Source organism: Mariniphaga anaerophila (assembly GCF_900129025.1).
Lineage (GTDB): Bacteria > Bacteroidota > Bacteroidia > Bacteroidales > Prolixibacteraceae > Mariniphaga > Mariniphaga anaerophila.
In genome coordinates this window covers 29,987-47,030 of sequence record NZ_FQUM01000009.1, presented here as the reverse complement: position 1 = coordinate 47,030, position 17,044 = coordinate 29,987, and the positions used below count along the sequence as shown (strand labels likewise).

The window sequence follows — 17,044 nt, the reverse complement described above, 5'->3', positions numbered from 1 at the left end:
TTCATGTGAATTCCTGAATGTCTTCAACATTTTTTGAATATTTAGAAATCAAAAAATTTTATACAGATGAAAAAAGCATTCTTTATTGGAATCTCTATTTTGTTTATTGTGCCTTTTTTGCATGCGCAGGAAAAAGCCGACACCTTAAAAATACTCTGTTACAACCTGCGTTTTGGTGAGTTGGCATCGTTGGAAGAGCTTGCGGAGTTTATCTGGGAGCAGGATCCTGATTTGGTTGCATTGCAGGAAGTCGATTGTAAAACTTATCGTACGGGCGCGCCTATGCAAAATGGAAAGGACTTTATTACAGAGTTGGGTTTCCGTACCGGTTTGTTGTCTGCTTACGGGAAAACAATTCCTTACGCCGGCGGGTATTATGGAATCGGTATTTTGTCGAAGTTTCCAATGGCTTCTGTTGAGCGGATTTATCTGCCAAAAACAGAAAACGGCAAAGAACAGCGTGCTGTTTTGGTTGCTGATGTTGAGTTCTCGGAAAACCAATACATCACTTTTGCGTGTACTCATTTAGATTACACAAATACCGAAGAACGGCAGGTTCAGGTGCATAAACTGAACGAGGTGTTGCTTGATAAAACAACTCCTGTTCTGCTGTGTGGCGATTTTAATGCGCGTCCCAAATCAGAAGAGATTGCTGTTGGAATGGCGTCCTGGAAAATATTGGATGACGGCGGATTGACGATTCCGGTAAAAAATCCTGAAAGCAAAATCGACTACATATTCGGTTATCCAAAAAATAGTTGGAAAACAATTGAAGCAACCACACATCAGATTCAACTGTCGGATCATTTGCCAATTAGTGCACTTGTGGAATTGAAAAGATAGTTCAGTTGCTGCGAAAAAAAAACGGTGTTTCCTGGAGATTAGATAATGCTAATTGTGATAGCATATGAGTGATAAAAAAGAAGCAATTTATGGCTATGTGTTCTATGTTGGGAATAGAATGAAGTAATGTCTGCCTCTAACAGATGGTATAGTGCATGCGGGTTTTAGGGGTATGCGAGTGTTTGTGGCTTGTAAAACAAGTTGGAGTAAACTGACTGCAAATTGCCATGTGTTCCCGCACGACACCATACCATAAAAAGATACACCGTTTTGTTGTAGTTATTATGGTTTTGTGTTACTGTTGAAAAGTGTTTATGGGAACTTCCCATTCGATGCCGCTAATGTCGATAAGTTTTAGCGTGTATTGTTTTTTCTCATCCAACGCAATGTTATCCATGTCGATGGTTAAATCAGCCTTTGCTCCCAATGGCACAATTAGGCTGTGTTTGCCGGGCTTTACGTTTGCAACATAATGGTTGTTGATATTGCTTGTCGATAATTTGGAAAGGTCTGTTCCGTCTTTTTTGATAATGATATTCCCTTTTTCGTCTAAAACCTGGATGCCAATTAGGAACGAGCCGTAAACATCAACTCCTTCGGTTCTGTATATTTCAAAATGCAGCGAATTGTCTGCTATTGAGGTGTTGCTGATTTCAATTTTGGGTTTTACTGACTTGTTGTGCAGGGTGCCAAAAATGCCGCCATGGAAATATTGATTGGTGAACAACGTTAGAAACAGAATGGCCAATGATCCGGTTAATGCCAGTCGTTTGGGGTTTTTTATAGGGAAGCTGCCGGAACCCAGCCAGCGAAACCAGGTTTGACGAGTGAATCCAAAGTTTTTGTTGATAAAATACTGGTCGAACGAGTAAGAACTGCTGCCGCTCAAAAACAGGGCAAATCCGCTTGCAACGCCCAAAACGCCTATTTGCCATTCGTCGAGGCAGGTCGTGCCAATCCATCCTGAGCCCAGTAGAATTCCCATTGCCAAAGAGAAAACACCGATTCCCATTAGTCGCGTAAATAACCCGAGCATCACAAATAGCCCGACAATGGCCTCAATAACCGTAAAAATAACCATAGACAGCCAAAGCATGTCGGGGTTTGTTACCAGGTATTCAATAATTGGTTTGATTCCAAGTGCATTGGGAAGAAAGTGGTTGAATTTTTCGCCAATGTAGCCGGCAATTTCCGGGTCTAGTTTGTTGGCCAGAACAACTCTGCGCCAGAACGCCGAAAAGTAGGTCCAGCCTACAACTAAGCGAATTGAAAGGCTGAATAGTCCAGCCATTTCGGTGGAGTATATTTTTGAATTGTTTTTCATTTGAATTGTATTTTTTAATTTGTGTTGAAGTACTAAAGAAGCATTCTGACATACCGATTGCGCAATGTGCTGTTTGTTTTGCCGGCAGTACATTTTGTTGTTGCAATCCGAACATTGCCGGTTTTTGCAATGATGCTAAAATCGTTTTTTAGTGTGCTTCCTGAGTTTGTAAAAGCTGTTTTGATTAAGAGAAGCCGGTCTCTTTTTTTTGTTAGGCTTTTAAGGTAAGGTCAAGCTTTAGCCGCTGGTACAGAATGTACATGGGCGGCTTGGTGTCTGCGGGTAATAACGCAGTATTTGCGAAAATGAAATGTTGGTCTTCTGTGTGAGGTGCTGCCGGCGAAAAAAGAGAATGAATGGCGGCCGGAAAATGAACTTCGTCGTTTGCCGGGATGCTTGCTTCAAAGTTGCCGTAAAGCGTTGTCTCGCAAGTGTCCGTTAATTTTTGTACGGTTTTATTTTTGTTGAGCGGGCGATTGTACTCAATCCCCAGCGACTGGAATACAGGCTCTTTCACATCGCACGGAAACAAAGCAAATATTGTCAGCAATATTGTGCTCAGGTGTAATGTATTGATATGTATTCTTGTTCTTGTCATTTTTAACGGGCAATGTGTTGCCTGGCTTTAATAAGTACCAACAATAACGCAATCGAACGGGTTAAGTTCAATGCATTTTGAGGGTGGGGCTGACAGTGGTTTGTCGCCTAAATAAAGAGACATATTTTGGTTGTTATTTTTGTGTCTTCAGAATGATGAAAGACAGCGTGTTGGCTTGTTTTGTGGTGTGTTTAGTTAATTTTGCAACTGCTTTAAAAGTTTTAAACCTGATGTTTTGAAATCATCTGTTGGCTTTTTTTAAAGTCGCTCGGCGTGCAGCCTTTCTTCTTTTTGAAAATACGGTTGAAGTTAGAAAGGTTGTTAAATCCGCATTCGTAGCCGATTTCTGCCATGGTTCTTTCCGACTCGATTAACAGGCGGGTGGCATTTCCCACGCGAACATCGTTTACAAAATCGGAGAACGAGCGGTGAGTTCTTTTTTTGAAAAAATGGCTAAATGCAGTATCCGACATATTAACAATTTCGGCCACTTCTTTTAGTTTAATCTGGTTGTGGTAGTTTTCGTAAATGTAGTCGGTAACTTTTTTTATGCGGCGGCTTTTGCTGCTTTCGTATTTGTTTACATACGACGAGCTGCTCAGCAGCTTTTGGTTTCGGGAAATGGATAAATCATACAGTATTGACAGGAGTTCCAGTAGTGAGTCGAATCCCGATTTGTCGGACAGTTCTACGAGCCGGGATTTGAAATTATTCTGAATTCCTTTGGAGAACTCAATGCCCCGGTACGATTTGAAAAGCATGTCTCTTATGGGAGTCATTACTTTTCTGTTGAGTGTTGTTTCCGATAAAATGTCTTGCTGAAACTGAATGGTAATAACCCTTACATCGTCGTGGTCGTTGTTGCCGGTCCAGGCGTGCGGAGTGTTTGGGCCTATTAAAACCATGTCCATGTCGTCGTATTCCTGAATTGAATCTCCAACAATCCGTTTCCCTTTTGAGTTGAAAACAAAATTTAATTCGTATTCGGGATGGTAATGTACCGGGAAGTCAAATTTGGCGTGAAAGTTATTTAAGACAATAAAAAAGTCCTCGTCGGTTAATGGGGTAATTTCTCTTTCTATGGTGTTCATCGGACAATTATTTTCATTAGACCATATTTGTGGTATTATTCTGCAAATATAGTAATTATTGTAATTCATAATAGTATTGATAATAGATTTTGTAAGGTGTTGTATTTTAGTTTGGTTGGTAGTTTGTTTTCCTTATTTATATAATGGAATTCATAATAGTATTGGTAAGAAGCATTAAAATACTTGTTTTGCGGAGGATTAAGAACAAATTTTGCATTTGTAAAAATTAATTTTAAATGATAGGCACTTATGAATAAGAACACTTATTTATTTAAACTGTTATTTACCTGTTTCTTTGCCCTGAGCACGAGCATATTGTTTGCTCAGAACTTTGTGGTGAAAGGACTGGTAAAAAGTGAAAGTGGTGAAACACTTCCGGGAGTAAATATTGTAGTTAAAGGAACTGCAACCGGAGCCATCACTGATTTGGATGGTAACTATGTTATTAAGTTAGACGATTCAAACGCAACTTTGATTTTTTCATTTATTGGTTTTAAAGCGCAGGAAATACCTGTTAATGGCAAAAACTTAATTAATGTAACACTGAGTCAGGAAGTTGAAGGACTCGACGAAGTGGTTGTGGTTGGTTATGGATCGGTTAAGAAAAGTGACCTGACCGGCGCTGTTTCTTCGGTAAAAATGGATAATATTCCCATGAAACCTTCAAACTCTATTGATGGGTTGTTGCAGGGACAAAGTGCCGGAGTGCAGGTAACCACATCATCTGATAATCCGGGAGCAAGCTCAACCATTCGTATTCGCGGGGGCAGTTCGCTTCGTGGTGGTAACGACCCGCTGGTTGTTGTTGATGGTTTCCCGATTGGCTATGCCGGCGATTTAAAACAGATATCGCCATCAGACATTGCGTCCATGGAAATTCTGAAAGATGCATCAGCATCAGCTATTTACGGTTCTCGTGGTGCCAACGGCGTAATCATGATTACCACTAAAAAAGGTTCAAAAAACACAACCGAAATTACTGTTTCGCAACAAAGTACGGTTTCCGAATTTACTTCGGAACTGAATTTGTGGCGCGACCCTGTTTTGATGGCGCGACTGAGTAACGAAAACCGTATTAATGGCGGATTTGTGCCGTTGTATATTGGCGCTGAAAACGCAAACGGAGTTTACTATCCGTCAGTTAACGAACTTTCGAGCGGCAGTTGGCCGTATTATACTGAATGGGACGACGTGGTTTTCCGCAATCCGGTATCAAACAATACAAATATTGCGGTTCGTAGCCAGAATGAAAAGACACAGTTTAGCCTGAGTGGAACATATTTTACCGACGAAGGTGTGTACATCGAAGACGACTACGAAAAGTTAAATGCAAATCTGAACGTAATTCACAAAGTGTACGACAAACTTACCGTTGGCACAAACGTAATTTTCTCAAAAGGAAACCGCAACAATAACGGTGGCCTGGCTTATTGGCGTAACCCGGTTTTTCCGGTTTATATCGATAATGACCCGACAAAAGGATATTACATGGCCGGAGTACAGGATTATTCGCATCCGATTGCCCTGACGGAAAACAAAACAAACACAAGTGATTTTCTCGATTTTATCGGTTCTGCTTTCGCCGAAGCGCAGGTTTTGCCGTCGTTGAAATTGAAATCACAGGTCAATTATAAATTCGGACGCTCGATAAATGATTACTACAATCCGAAAATTTATACACAAGATGGTACCTTTAATAATGGCTCGGGAGGAATAAAAAACTGGGAAAGCAAAGAAACTGTTTCTGAAACGTTCCTTACCTACGACAAGCTGTTTGCCGAAAAACATCAGTTTACGGCCATGGGCGGTTTTTCTTATCAGTATTACACAAGCCGTTCTTCTGATTTGAAAGCATACGATTTTCTGAACGAATCTTTGGGGAATGAAAACCTTGCAGCAGGCGACCCTGAAAAACAATCGGTTTCAAACAGCCTCACCGAAATAGTGATGTACTCGTGGCTGGGACGTTTGAATTATACCTACAACGATAAATACCTGGCAACATTTACAATGCGTGCCGATGGTTCTTCAAAATTCGGCCCCAACAACCAGTGGGCAATGTTCCCGTCGGGAGCTTTGGGCTGGAAAATGCACCACGAAGATTTCATTAAAAATCTTAATGTGTTCGACGAATTAAAATTACGTGGTAGTTTTGGTATTTCAGGAAACCAGGGGATTTCTCCTTACCTGATTAACAGCCGCTACGGGCAAGACCAGTACTACGTTGACGGCAGATGGCAAACTGCAATCGGCCCCGGATATGTTGTCGACTGGGAAAGCCACACCGGTAAAAAAATCTGGGGTGGTATTCCAAATCCTGACTTAAGGTGGGAAACAACACGCCAGTTAAACATCGGAACCGATATGGCATTTTTCAACCGCCGCTTACGTGTAATTTTCGATTACTACAATAAATACACAACCGATTTACTTCGCGAACGTTTGCTTTCCCCGTCGTCTTCGTACGACAGGATGTGGGTGAACGACGGCGAAATTAAAAACCGGGGAATTGAGTTGACCTTCGACAGCGACATCGTAAATACAAAAGACTGGGGAGTAACTGCTGCACTGATTTTGTCGAAAAACAAAAACGAAGTGGTAAGCCTTGGAGACAAACTTGCTTCGGGGCTGAATACCGATGCAATAACCGGAATGCAATACGAATTTTCGGGTAGTCAGATTGAGGCTTTCCGCGCAATTCCTAACATTCTGGCAGTTGGCCAGCCTGTAAATGTTTTTTACGGATACACTGTTGACGGGATTATTCAGAGTGAAGAAGAAGGGTTGGCTGCCGGATTGGATGGAAAACTGGCACAAGCCGGCGAATTCAGGTATGTCGACCTGAACGAAGACGGAACTATTGATGAAGACGACCGTGCGGTTATAGGCGACCCGAACCCGGACCTGATTGCAAGTTTGAACATGAATGTTCGGTATAAAAATTTCGATTTGGCCATGTTTTTCAACGGAAGTTTCGGCCAGGATATTTTGAATACAAAAGCATTTGACCAGCCCAGCAATATGCCTTTGCGCTGGACTTTGGACAATCAGACAAACGATTACCCGAGCTTGCGCGACGGCAGAAATTATTATATGTCAGACTGGTTTATTCAGAACGGAAGTTACCTGCGTTTGCAAAACGTTAGTTTAGGGTACAACATTAACGAGCTTAACCTGTCGTGGTTTAAGCGTGGCCGTGTTTACCTGAACGCAACCAACCTGTTTACCATTACCGACTTTGAAGGGTACGACCCCGAAATAGGAACAGATGGAATTTATTGGGGTGGATATCCGAAGTTGAGAAAATGGACTTTAGGAGTTGAGTTAACTTTTTAGTTTCATTTTAAAAAGTAGTTACAATTTTAATTGATTGAAAATGAAAAAACTAAATAAATTAATAGTGGGTTTGGCTTTCGTAATCGGGCTGGTTTCATGCGAAAGTCTGGATGTGGAACCTTATGGTTTCTATTCTGACGAAAACTTCTATAACACAGTAGAAGACGCCGAAGCATCAGTTTTATATGCATACGACGCATTAACGCTGGTAAGTTATGCGCCTATTACGTATTACCTGACCGAACTGGCGTCTGATAACGCAAATGTAAAACCAAGTGAAGGAGCCGATGCACAGGCTTTTGTAAATTGGGAAGTAACTTCTCAAAACCAGTTGCTGTTTCAGTACTACCGTTGTGCCTACATTGCCGTTAATCGCGCCAATGCTGTTATCGAAAATGTACCTGGAAAAGGATTTAATGAAGCCGATGAAAAACGTTTGATGGGCGAAGCTTATTTTCTGAGAGCCTGGAACAACTTCAATATAGTAAGGGCTTTTGGCTTGGCACCAATTCAGAAATCGTTAATCGACAGGCTGGACGAAACAACAGCCAGCTTGCCCGCAGACATGCAAGAAGTGTATTCGTTTATAATTGACGACTTAACAACAGCAATCGATTTTCTGGAAGTAAATCGTGTGGTAGGGCGTGCTGATAAAGTGGCTGCCGAAGCGCTGATGGCAAAAGTTTATCTGTTTGCAGCATCGGCAAAAGAAAGCGGAGTGCCCAAATACGATGCGCTTACCGAAAGTGTGGATGACATGTATGCAAAAGCCGCAGAATATGCCGGAGCTGTTTTAACCGGACAGTCGGAATACTATTTCGATACGGACTTGCAGAATATCTACGACAACACAGTGCCAAACGGGCCCGAACATATTTTTATTATGTCAATGGACCGCTCGGGAACTCAGGAAGGCGATTACTCAAAACTTTCAAAATATTTTATTCCCTGGATTGGTGGTTCGGCAGTTTATCTGAAAAATGCCGACGGCTCTCTGACAAAAACTCACGATGGATGGAGCGTATTTCAGACTTCCAACGAATTGGCTGCCGCTTACGAGCCGGCCGACAAACGTTTTTCCGAACTGTTTGTTAGCGAAGTGTTCGATGCAGCTGGAAATTCGCTCGGTACAGTTTCAAATGGTGTTGTTGAATACCCGTTTTGTCGTAAATACATCGACCCGAATTACGAGGGCGATAAAACCAGCACCCGTCCGTATTTGCTGCGTTATTCCGATGTTCAGTTGATTTATGCTGAAGCTGCCGCAGACGAATCGGGTTTGGCAGAATACAATCAAATCCGCCGCCGTGCAGGTGTTGAAGAATTGCCAAGCCTTGCCGGTTTGTTAAAAGCAGACTTCCGTAAACTGGTTGTGGAAGAACGTCAGCGCGAGTTGGCTTTTGAAGGCGACCGGCTTTGGGATTTGAGGCGTACAAATACCGTTCAGCAAAATGTAACCAAGGCTGCAGGTTTGTCGCCCGAAAAAGTTGCATTTTTCCCAATTCCGCAACGCGAAATCGATTTGAATCCTAACATCAATTAATCAATCAGAAATGAAGAAGTTATTTAATATATTTTTAGTTGGGCTGGCAGTTGTAATGACTGCCTGCACAGCCGACCCTTTTGAGGACTTAAAAGGAACCGGCTGGCAGAAAGAACGCAATATTCTTTCCGTATTGCTGGAAGGGCAAATCGGAACGGCTGTTATTGAACGTACTGCCGACAAGGCAACAATTAATGTGTATGCCAAAGAGGAAAATATTGCTGACATTACCAAAGTAGAGATTAAAGGTATTGAATTGTCTTACGGGGCTTCGTCTCAGAACACCGTCGGTTCAACGCTTGATTTTTCTGACGGAACTGCAACCATTTCTGTGGTTTCTGGCGCCGGTGAAACACTGGACTGGGAAGTAACTTTAACACCTTTTGTGTCAGACCTCGAAGGAACATGGTACATCAAAAATATTGGTTTGTACTGCAACATGTTCACCTGGGAAAGCTGGGGGTGGGAGGAGTACGTGAATGTGCCCGACCTTCTGCCATCGGCCTTTGCAGAAATGGATAACATTTTAACTTTTGTTGTTGAAGGCGCCGATGAAAAAGGAAATCCTTTCGGTAATTATATTCATGCTGTTGGTCCTGATGGAGCTTATTCTGATTTTACAGACGCTGCAAACGGCTGGGATTTTAACACCCGATTCCGGAAAATTCCGGTAGGGGAAGGAACCTGGTTGCGCGATTTCGACCGCAACAAAGTTGTAATAACTGATGCAAACGGCAAGGTTACCGAACTCGATCTGGAATTGAATGCCGAAACAAAAGAGGTAACACTGAAAGCAGAAATTCCATACCTGTCAAGTGAATTCAGCTGGACCGACACCGATTGGAATTATGAAAAGCTGGCTCACATGTCGAATCCGATGTGGTACACACTTACAAAAGAGCGCGAAATTCAAACCGGGAACAGCATTGTTTCGTTAGGTGTTGCCAGTCAGGTTGGAGATGCTGCAATTGATGCTGAAAATAAGGAAATATCAGTAGTTGTTGAAAATAACGGAGCCGACGTGTCTGCAATTGAAATTACAGAACTTACAACTTCGTACATGGCAACTGCCGATAAAACTGTTGGCGAAACACTGAATTTCTCCAATAACAACACCGCCGAAATAGTTGTTACTTCCGAATCCGGAGAAGCAGTTACCTGGACCATTAAGTTGCAGATTGACTTTGCTGCCGACGATGTTTCCATTGCCGGAACATGGACAGTCGGACAAATCGGAGTCTACTGCGACTTGTTCAGTTGGGAAGACTGGGGATGGGACAAAAGCGAAACGCTGACCAATTATTTGCCTCAGGCATCTGCCGAGTTGGATAACACCATCACATTTTCTGTAGACGGCAAAAACGAACAGGACCAGCCCTACGGTACTTTTGAAAACAATGCAGGCGCCGATGGCGAATATGCCGGTTTTGTATCGGATGATACCAGCTGGCCGGAAACCGATTTCAACAGTCGGTATAGAAAAGTACCAACCGGAAAAGGCACCTGGGTGCTCGATGGAGAAACGGTTAAAATAACCGATGAAGGAGGTGTTGAATACATATTAACACTGGAAGTAAAATCAGAAACAGAAGTTTCGCTGGTTTCAGAACTGGAATTCTTATCCGATAGTTTCGACTGGGATGCACAGAACTACAGTTACGAAGAAGTAGCCCACATGTCGAAAAAAATGTGGTATAACTTGAATAAACAATAGCAGAGAAGAGGAAGCTGTTGCACGAGTAGTTGCGGCCTCTTACGGGCGGCAGTTACTTTTGCGGCAGCCTTTCTTTTTTATAATTTATAAAATGAGCAAAAGCATGGAATTTACACTAGGTGAGACGATTAAAATCTCATGCGAATTCCATCTGTTGCCATAAAAATTTCAAAATTAAAGCAGATGAAAACAGGACTCATAATAACCGTAATGCTTTCTCTTTTGTTGTCGTCGGTGGCATGCGACAAAGACGATTCTACCCCCGATATAATTAAACAGAACAGAGTGCTGAACATTACGAACAAACTTATTTCTTCAGAATTTGTAGGAAACGGAGCGCAGTGGGGAGGTTACGATTTGGTTCCCACGTGGCTGGGAACAGAAACGTTAAGCGAAGCTGACTGGAATAAGCTTTTTCAGCGGATTGATTTTATGCGTCCTCCGTTTTTGCGAATAATGACCAGCTCGGGTTGGGCATATATGAATGACGGGCAGTACAACGAAAGTGCTAAAACAACATCGCTTTTTAAAATGCTGGATTATGCACAAAGCAGAAACATTGAAATTACTTACGGAGAATGGGGGCACAGTTACACCGGTAATCGTATTGACGTTGGCACCGAGTGGATTGCCAATTCAGTTCGGTTTCTCAATCATTTGATAAACGAAAAAGGGTACACCTGCATTAAAACCGTAAATATTATTAACGAACCCAACGGAAATTGGTCAACTGCCAATGGCGATTACAACGTTTATAAAAAGGTTCAGGAACTTTACCTCGCCGAAATGGCAAAATATGCGTTGGCTAACGTGAAACTGATGGGGCCGGATATTGCCATTTTTAACGCTGCAAATCAGGTGGAATGGCTAACAAAAACAACAGCCGATTTGGGCGATAACATGGGACTTTACGATGTGCATGTTTATCCCAAACAGCAACTTGTTCGAAATGGCGAATTTGGCGAAATGCTGCAAGTGTACCGAAAAGTAACTCCGGCTGACAAGCGCATTGTTTTAGGCGAAATAGGGTTTAAATACACTGAGGTAGATGCAGAGTTGCAAAAGGAAAACAAAGAAGCCATTGCAAACGACCCTTATGCCGGCGACGATTCAAACATGATGGTGTACAAAGCATTTTATGGTATCGACATGGCCGATGCCTTAATTCAGGCAATGCGCGAAGGTTATTCCGGCGCGTTAATCTGGGATATGGACGATGCTATGTACAACAGTCCCGACGATGGCAATTACCAAACGGAAAAGCTAAAACGCTGGGGGTTCTGGAATATTCTGGGAGAAGAGCTTTGCGGCGATGCAAGCGATGAGGAAATCCGACCTTTCTTTTACCCGGTTTCTTTGCTTTGCCGGTATTTCCCGGCCGGTAGCGATATTTACAACATCGAATTGCCCGATAAAAAAGGCGTGCGTGCAGTTTGGGCCGAAAAAGACGGAAAATACACCATTGCCCTGGTTAATTCGCATGTTACCGACTACGAATTGGTTCTGAAATCGGAGTCAATCAGCAATCTCACAGCAAATAAGTACAGTTATAAATCGAATACTGACGGCTCGTTTATTGGAGCTCAGGATGAAAACGGTTTTGCAACTCCATCAGAAAAAAACATCGACCTTGATTTTGAAAATGGCGTTGACATCACACTGGAAGGGCAGTCGTTTATTCTGTATACAAACATGAATTAGCCAATCTCGAAAAGTATTTTTCTTTTTGCTGAAACAGCCTTTTAAAAATGAAGATAATTCTGTTTTGGAGTGGCGCTTTTTTTTCAAAAAGAAGTAGCACTATCAGGTAAATCGAAAAGGAGAATCAAATCAAAAAAATAAAAACCAAGAAAGAAGAAATTAAAAATGATAAAGTTCAAAAAGCATCCCAATAACCCAATTCTGAAACCTCACCCCACAAACTGCTGGGAAAACCTTGCCGTGTGTAATCCCGGGGTTTGGTACGAAAATGGAAAATTTACAATGCTTTACCGCGCTGCCGGCGACGATGAGCAGCATTACATCCGGATGGGGCTTGCAGAAAGTAACGACGGTGTTAATTTTGAAAGGGTTTCTGATGAACCGGCTTTCGGGCCAAGTGTTGACGGCCCCGACCAGGGTGGTGTTGAAGACCCGCGTATTGTGAAGTTCGGCGACGAATATTACGTGACTTACGCTTTTCGCCCGCATTATCCGGGACAATATTGGAAATTTGCCCACGATGTGATTTTGCTTCCTGAAACAGGAGAACATTCGCCGGAAGTGCTGAAAGAAAACATTGCCAACTCAGGTTTGGCAGTAACTAAAGATTTTAAAAACTGGCGTCGGTTGGGGCGAGTTACCCAAACAAATCTCGACGACCGTGACGTGATTCTTTTCCCAGAAAAAATTAACGGCAAATACTGGATGTTGCACCGTCCTAAACAATGGGTCGGAAATGGGTTTGGAACAAATGAACCGGCCATCTGGATTCAGTCAACTGATGATTTGATGGTTTGGAACGGCCCCAGTAAATTGCTTATGACCGGGCGCCCCGGAACATGGGAAGAAAAAATAGGTGGTTCCACTCCGCCGCTGAAAACTGAAGAGGGCTGGTTGCTTATTTACCACGGCGTTGCAAACGGAGGTACCGGCTACTATCGTGTTGGTGTTGCGTTGCTCGATTTGGAAGACCCGACAAAAGTAATTGCGCGCTGTGAAAATTTCGTTATGGAACCCGAATATGATTACGAACTTGAAGGATTTTACAAAGGGTGTGTTTTTCCTACAGGAAATGCAATTGTTGACGGCACTTTATACGTATATTACGGCGGCGCCGATAAATACATAGGCCTGGCAACGTATGATGTAAAAGAACTTCTGGATTATTTAAAAAATTGCTGATATGAAGGCGACTAGTTGGCTGGCTGTTATTTTAATGGTGTTGAACATCGGCTGCACCTCCCACACCGATAATGGAATTAAGATTTATCCTGAACAACCGATTTCTACTGATTATATAGGGAATGGAGTTCAGTGGTCTGCCTATCCGCATGCCGATACTGAAAATGCGGAGTGGGGAAAACTGATGACTGACGGAAAATGGGACATGAATTACAAAAGGCTGGATTACATGCAACCGAAACTTTTTCGTGTACTCGACCAGGCAAACTGGCGTTATATGGTGGGGTTTGATGAAAAAGGTGAACCAATTCTTGATTTTGATACGCCCGAAGTAAAAGCGGTTGAGAAAATTTTGGATTACGCCCAAAAGAACAACATCACGGTTTTGTTGGGAGAGTGGGGCACGCCGTATAAAATGCACGATAAAGACCAGGGAAATTCAGATAAGTTCACCGGGGCAAACGACCCGAAATGGATTAATGCCATTGTTGAATACCTCGATTACCTGATTAACACCAAAGGCTACACCTGCCTGAAGTATTACAATCTGGTGAACGAACCAAATGGCGACTGGGCAAGTACCAAAGGTGATTTTAACGAATGGCGCGATGGTGTTATACTGCTTAGCAAAGCATTAAAAGATAAAGGGCTGGATAGGCACATTTCTGTCGCAGGACCCGATGCAGTTACTCGTTACGATAATCCTCGGTCAACCTACTCCGGGTTGGGCTGGGTAGAAGAAACAGCCCGGCAAATTGACGAAAATATCGGCATTTACGAGATTCACGATTACACGGCGCACGACCTGGTGAAAAGTGGCGAATTTGAGCTGTTTCATAAAAAGGCGGCTGATATTGCTGCTTCGAAAAATAAGCAGATTATTTTTGGCGAACTGGGCATGAACAGAAGTGGACAGCTCAATCAGGACCGCGCAAAAGCAGACCCTTATGCCAGCGAAGACAGCCAGATGGAAGTGTACGACCACAGCTACGGAGTTTATATGGCCGATGCTGTTATTCAGAGCATGAATGCCGGATTTTCGGGTGCAGCCGCCTGGGCGCTCGACGATGCCATGCACACAATGAACGACCTTGGCAATAAAAACGAATTAAAAAGGTGGGGAATGTGGAATTCCCTGGGAACCGAAATCTGCAACAACCCTGACGACGAAAACATCAGGCCGTGGTTTTATCCCTGGTCGCTGGTGTGCCGCTATTTTCCGGGTGGAACCAGCATTGTAAAAACCGATAGCACCGGAATCGACGGAGTGCGATTAACCGCCGGCGTTTTTGAAGATGATGTTACCGTGGCCGTAGTAAATAATTCGGATGTGGATAACGTTATTTCACTGAATATCCCAACTTCAAAAGCAATGCAAAAGTTTTTGTATGTCGAAGGGGAAAGCAAATTGGATGACAACGGATTTCCGGTTGCTGCAGAGAAAAATATTAAAGCGAAAAAGGCATTGAAGGTAGCCGTTCCTTCAAACAGCTTTGTATTGCTTACAACATTGGATGATTAAAAAATTGAGAAATTTAGTTGAATGAATATTAGTACAATAGATATTATCATATTAGCCTTCTTTATAATCGGAATTGTATGGTGGGCTCTTCGAAATGGAAAAAGTTCTGATTCGACTTCCTACTTCCTGGCCGGACGTAACATGAAATGGCCTGTGGTAGGTTTGTCGTTGTTTGCAGCCAGTGTGTCCAGCTCTACATTAATGGGGCACTCGGGCGAAGGCTTCATTACCGGGATTGCAGTGTTTAATTACAATTGGATTTCGGTACTGGTGATGGTGTTTTTTGCTCTGTTTTTTCTGCCGTTTTACATCAAGTCGGGTATTTTTACCATGCCTGAATTTTTGGAAAAGCGGTTCGATAAACGTTCAAGGTACTATTTTTCGTTCATCACAATTTTCGGAAATGTTTTTTTAGATGCAGCCGCAACTTTGTACACCGGCGCATTAATAATAAAGCTGATTTTTCCGGAAGCCGATTTGTTCTGGATTATTCTGATAATGGCCGTGGTTGCAGGTTCGTACACCATTGTAGGAGGTTTGTCATCTGCCATTAACGCAGACATGATTCAGGCAACTATTTTGATTATCGGCTCTGCCATTCTTTACTTTTTTGCATTAGACGAAATTGGTGGCTGGGAAGAACTTTATAACCGGTTTGGCGATGGAGTGTGGTTGAAACTCACCCGTCCGCTCGACGATCCTACAGTGCCCTGGCTGGGCATGTGGGTGGGAATCCCGATTCTGGGATTCTACTTTTGGGCCAATAACCAGGTAATGGTACAGCGTGTGCTTTCGGCAAAATCAATTGACCACGGACGAAAAGGGGTGTTATTTGTTGGATTCCTGTACTTGTTTACACTGTTTATTTTTATTCTTCCCGGGTTAATTGGCCGGGGAATTAACTTGTTTGGAGTAGACAACCTCCCCACCGAAATTATTGACGGGAGCACGTTAAAATCGGCTTACGGAATTAATACTGACCAGGTGTATCCGAGGTTAATTGTAAAACTATTGCCGGTTGGTTTAATCGGGTTGATTCTGGCGGCTATGATTTCTGCTTTGACTTCAACCTTGAGCGCCACTTTGAGTTCGGTTTCCACGCTTTTTACCATGGATTTTTATTCCAGGATAGATAAAAAAGCGGATGGCAAAAAGCTGGTGAGAGTTGGCCGGATTACATCGCTTGTGGTGTTGGTAATTGCCATATTGTGGGCGCCGTTTATTCAGCAATTCGATTCGCTGGTGGCTTATTACCAGGAAGTGATTTCCTACCTGGCTCCTCCAATTGTGGGCACGTTCTTTTTGGGCTTGTTTTGGAAACGTTCCAATGAAAAAGGTGCACTTTGGGGACTGGTGTCCGGAATTTTGGTTGCTGCGCTAATTATGATTTCTAAATATGCTTTGGGAATGGAAATTCCTTTCCATTTCTTGCTGATTGCGCCAATAGTAATGCTTTTCAGCGTTTGTGTTAATGTTGTGGTCAGCCTGTCAACCGGGTTACCCAATGCCGAAAAGGTAGCCCATAACACATGGTCGGTAAAAATCTGGAAAGAGGAAACAGAAGAGTTAAAAGGAGTTGTTTGGTACAAAAACTATCGGGTGTTGTCGCTTCTCCTTGTAATAGCTTGTTTCGGAATGTATATACTATTCTTTTAATTGTTGTTTGATTAAAATAATACCTGTCAGCTTTTGAGTTGACAGGTATTGTTATTTAATGCTTTTGGTTCTGCACCTATAGTGCGATTCCCTGCGGGCTGCCCGGCATAATTTTAATTTTCAGAACCCGCTCCACATATTGAAAATAGTAAAACAGCTTGTGGTTTAATTCAAACCCGTAGTCGATGTTTGGCTCGTAACCCACAATCGGTTCAAAAAATGAACTTTTCCCCGGCTGGGTGGATTTGCTGTTCCATGCAACCACGTATTGCCGGTTCCAGTTTTCGTAATATTCCTGGGAGCGGTATTGCGAAGGATTGTCGTGCAATGCATACCAGGTTTTGAATTTTGCGTCGAAAGTCTCCAATTCATATTGCAACGAATCTTGCTCAACAGAATCCTGCACATCAATAATATCGTCTTTGTTTTCTTCGATTTTAACAACCCCTTTTTGGGTGGAACAGGCCCATACAAAAAGCAATACACCCGTAATAAATAGTAACTGTTTCATGTTTTTCTCCTTTTTCCGAACAT

Annotated in this window: 12 protein-coding genes; 8 read left to right on the top strand and 4 right to left on the bottom strand. The window is 42.7% G+C overall.

Going from position 1 to position 17,044, the window contains the following annotated elements; translation table 11 throughout:
* The first annotated feature begins 66 nt into the window (after positions 1-66).
* A complete protein-coding gene (locus tag BUB08_RS16425) occupies positions 67-843 on the top strand; it encodes an endonuclease/exonuclease/phosphatase family protein (protein ID WP_073003004.1) in 777 nt (258 codons plus the stop codon).
* A 295-nt stretch (positions 844-1,138) separates the two neighbouring features.
* Here the strand turns inward: BUB08_RS16425 and BUB08_RS16420 are convergent, their stop codons facing one another.
* The 3 genes from BUB08_RS16420 to BUB08_RS16410 form a co-directional block, all read right to left on the bottom strand.
* On the bottom strand, positions 1,139-2,167 hold the full coding sequence (locus BUB08_RS16420) for a TQO small subunit DoxD (protein WP_073003003.1): 1,029 nt from the start codon (positions 2,165-2,167) through the stop codon (positions 1,139-1,141).
* Between the two features lie 211 nt (positions 2,168-2,378).
* Positions 2,379-2,765, bottom strand: a complete 387-nt coding sequence (locus BUB08_RS16415; RefSeq protein ID WP_139249766.1) for a hypothetical protein — start codon at positions 2,763-2,765, stop codon at positions 2,379-2,381.
* Positions 2,766-2,986: 221 nt separating this feature from the next.
* Positions 2,987-3,856, bottom strand: a complete 870-nt coding sequence (locus BUB08_RS16410; RefSeq protein WP_073003001.1) for an AraC family transcriptional regulator — start codon at positions 3,854-3,856, stop codon at positions 2,987-2,989.
* 249 nt (positions 3,857-4,105) lie between these two features.
* Between BUB08_RS16410 and BUB08_RS16405 the strand changes: the two genes are divergently transcribed.
* The 7 genes from BUB08_RS16405 to BUB08_RS16375 all read left to right on the top strand — a co-directional run bounded on the left by BUB08_RS16405 (position 4,106) and on the right by BUB08_RS16375 (position 16,510).
* Positions 4,106-7,192 carry a SusC/RagA family TonB-linked outer membrane protein gene (locus BUB08_RS16405; protein WP_083570818.1) on the top strand — a complete coding sequence of 1,029 codons (3,087 nt, stop codon included), beginning with the start codon at positions 4,106-4,108 and terminating at the stop codon, positions 7,190-7,192.
* A gap of 40 nt (positions 7,193-7,232) precedes the next feature.
* Positions 7,233-8,735, top strand: a complete 1,503-nt coding sequence (locus BUB08_RS16400) for a RagB/SusD family nutrient uptake outer membrane protein (RefSeq protein WP_073003000.1) — start codon at positions 7,233-7,235, stop codon at positions 8,733-8,735.
* Positions 8,736-8,745: 10 nt separating this feature from the next.
* The gene (locus BUB08_RS16395; protein ID WP_073002999.1) at positions 8,746-10,449 is read left to right on the top strand and encodes a hypothetical protein; all 1,704 of its coding nucleotides are present in this window, start codon (positions 8,746-8,748) and stop codon (positions 10,447-10,449) included.
* A gap of 183 nt (positions 10,450-10,632) precedes the next feature.
* Positions 10,633-12,150 carry a hypothetical protein gene (locus BUB08_RS16390; protein ID WP_073003075.1) on the top strand — a complete coding sequence of 506 codons (1,518 nt, stop codon included), beginning with the start codon at positions 10,633-10,635 and terminating at the stop codon, positions 12,148-12,150.
* 165 nt (positions 12,151-12,315) lie between these two features.
* Positions 12,316-13,332, top strand: a complete 1,017-nt coding sequence (locus tag BUB08_RS16385; protein ID WP_083570817.1) for a glycoside hydrolase family 130 protein — start codon at positions 12,316-12,318, stop codon at positions 13,330-13,332.
* Position 13,333: 1 nt separating this feature from the next.
* Positions 13,334-14,854 (top strand): cellulase family glycosylhydrolase, encoded by a 1,521-nt coding sequence (locus tag BUB08_RS16380; protein WP_073002998.1) that lies wholly within the window; start codon positions 13,334-13,336, stop codon positions 14,852-14,854.
* A gap of 21 nt (positions 14,855-14,875) precedes the next feature.
* Positions 14,876-16,510 carry a sodium:solute symporter gene (locus BUB08_RS16375; protein WP_073002997.1) on the top strand — a complete coding sequence of 545 codons (1,635 nt, stop codon included), beginning with the start codon at positions 14,876-14,878 and terminating at the stop codon, positions 16,508-16,510.
* 76 nt (positions 16,511-16,586) lie between these two features.
* Here the strand turns inward: BUB08_RS16375 and BUB08_RS16370 are convergent, their stop codons facing one another.
* The gene (locus BUB08_RS16370) at positions 16,587-17,021 is read right to left on the bottom strand and encodes a DUF6146 family protein (protein WP_139249765.1); all 435 of its coding nucleotides are present in this window, start codon (positions 17,019-17,021) and stop codon (positions 16,587-16,589) included.
* Positions 17,022-17,044 lie beyond the last annotated feature (23 nt).

Bases quoted from the DNA above. Each gene is read 5' to 3' on its own strand.
- BUB08_RS16425 (WP_073003004.1), top strand. From the start codon at position 67: ATGAAAAAAGCATTCTTTATTGGAATCTCTATTTTGTTTATTGTGCCT.
- BUB08_RS16420 (WP_073003003.1), bottom strand. From the start codon at position 2,167: ATGAAAAACAATTCAAAAATATACTCCACCGAAATGGCTGGACTATTC.
- BUB08_RS16415 (WP_139249766.1), bottom strand. From the start codon at position 2,765: ATGACAAGAACAAGAATACATATCAATACATTACACCTGAGCACAATA.
- BUB08_RS16410 (WP_073003001.1), bottom strand. From the start codon at position 3,856: ATGAACACCATAGAAAGAGAAATTACCCCATTAACCGACGAGGACTTT.
- BUB08_RS16405 (WP_083570818.1), top strand. From the start codon at position 4,106: ATGAATAAGAACACTTATTTATTTAAACTGTTATTTACCTGTTTCTTT.
- BUB08_RS16400 (WP_073003000.1), top strand. From the start codon at position 7,233: ATGAAAAAACTAAATAAATTAATAGTGGGTTTGGCTTTCGTAATCGGG.
- BUB08_RS16395 (WP_073002999.1), top strand. From the start codon at position 8,746: ATGAAGAAGTTATTTAATATATTTTTAGTTGGGCTGGCAGTTGTAATG.
- BUB08_RS16390 (WP_073003075.1), top strand. From the start codon at position 10,633: ATGAAAACAGGACTCATAATAACCGTAATGCTTTCTCTTTTGTTGTCG.
- BUB08_RS16385 (WP_083570817.1), top strand. From the start codon at position 12,316: ATGATAAAGTTCAAAAAGCATCCCAATAACCCAATTCTGAAACCTCAC.
- BUB08_RS16380 (WP_073002998.1), top strand. From the start codon at position 13,334: ATGAAGGCGACTAGTTGGCTGGCTGTTATTTTAATGGTGTTGAACATC.
- BUB08_RS16375 (WP_073002997.1), top strand. From the start codon at position 14,876: ATGAATATTAGTACAATAGATATTATCATATTAGCCTTCTTTATAATC.
- BUB08_RS16370 (WP_139249765.1), bottom strand. From the start codon at position 17,021: ATGAAACAGTTACTATTTATTACGGGTGTATTGCTTTTTGTATGGGCC.